Origin of the sequence: Curtobacterium sp. B18, assembly GCF_000333375.1 — a bacterium.
Classification (GTDB): domain Bacteria; phylum Actinomycetota; class Actinomycetes; order Actinomycetales; family Microbacteriaceae; genus Curtobacterium.
Genome location: NZ_BACZ01000155.1, coordinates 1 through 1252 on the forward strand (window position 1 = coordinate 1; position 1252 = coordinate 1252).

The 1252-nt window shown below is 69.0% G+C and carries 1 pseudogene; it reads right to left on the reverse strand.

What is annotated here, in order from left to right:
• Nucleotides 1-1252: pseudogene (locus I5E_RS21155) on the reverse strand (DEAD/DEAH box helicase); the annotation flags it as partial.

The window sequence follows — 1252 nt, forward strand, 5'->3', positions numbered from 1 at the left end:
CTGGTCGATCAGGTTGACGGCCATGTTGTACGTCGGCTTGAACGAGGAGTTGAGCGGGTAGGTCCGCCGACTGGCGAGTGAGGCGACGCCCTGCGGGTCGAGGCCGTCCGACCATTGGATGACCGAGTGCCCCTCGACGTCGATGCCGCGGCGGCCGGCACGACCGGTCAGCTGCGTGTACTCCCCCGGCGTGATCGGCACACGGGCCTCGCCGTTGAACTTCTCGAGCTTCTCGAGGACCACCGTGCGGGCCGGCATGTTCACCCCGAGCGCCAGGGTCTCGGTCGCGAAGACGACCTTGAGGAGCTTGCGCTGGAAGAGGTCCTCGACCACCTCCTTGAAGGCGGGCAGCAGGCCGGCGTGGTGTGCGGCGACCCCGCGCTCGAGCCCCTCGAGCCACTCCCAGTAGCCGAGGACGGCGAGGTCCTCGTCGAGGAGCGTGCGGCAGTGGTACTCCGCCGTCTCGCGGATCTCGTTGCGTTCCTGGGCCGTCGTCAGCGACAGGCCGGAGCGCAGGACGTTGCGGACGCCCTGGTCGCACCCGTTGCGACTGAAGACGAAGAAGATCGCCGGCAGCAGCATCCGCTCGTCGAGCATGTGCGCGATGCGCTCGCGGTGGAGCTTCTCGGTGCGGGGCCCGCGACGGTCGTGGTAGCCGCCACGCCCGCGGCCACCGCGGTGTCCACCGCCGTGTCGCTCGCTGCGGGAGGCTCCGCCGACGAGGCGCAGGAGCTCCGGGTTGACCCGGTTCGTCGCCGCGGCACCGCTCGAGTCGAACAGGTCGACCATCTTCGAACCGACGAGCACGTGCTGCTCGAGCGGGACCGGCCGGTCCTCGGAGACGATGACGTCGGTGTCGCCGCGGACGGTCTGCAACCAGTCGCCGAACTCCTCGGCGTTGGACACCGTGGCGCTCAGCGAGACGAGACGGACCTCGGTCGGGAGGTGCAGGATCACCTCTTCCCACACGGCACCGCGGAACCGGTCGGCGAGGTAGTGCACCTCGTCGAGGACCACCCACGCGAGGTCGTCGAGCAGGTCGGAGTCCGCGTAGATCATGTTCCGCAGGACCTCGGTCGTCATCACGACGACGCGCGCCCGCGGGTTCACGTTCGTGTCGCCGGTGAGCAGCCCGACCTCGGACTCGCCGTAGACGTCCACGAGCTCGGCGTACTTCTGGTTGCTCAGCGCCTTCATCGGCGTCGTGTAGAAGACTTCGCCGAGGGCTGCCGCATCGCCAGCCAGATCGCGA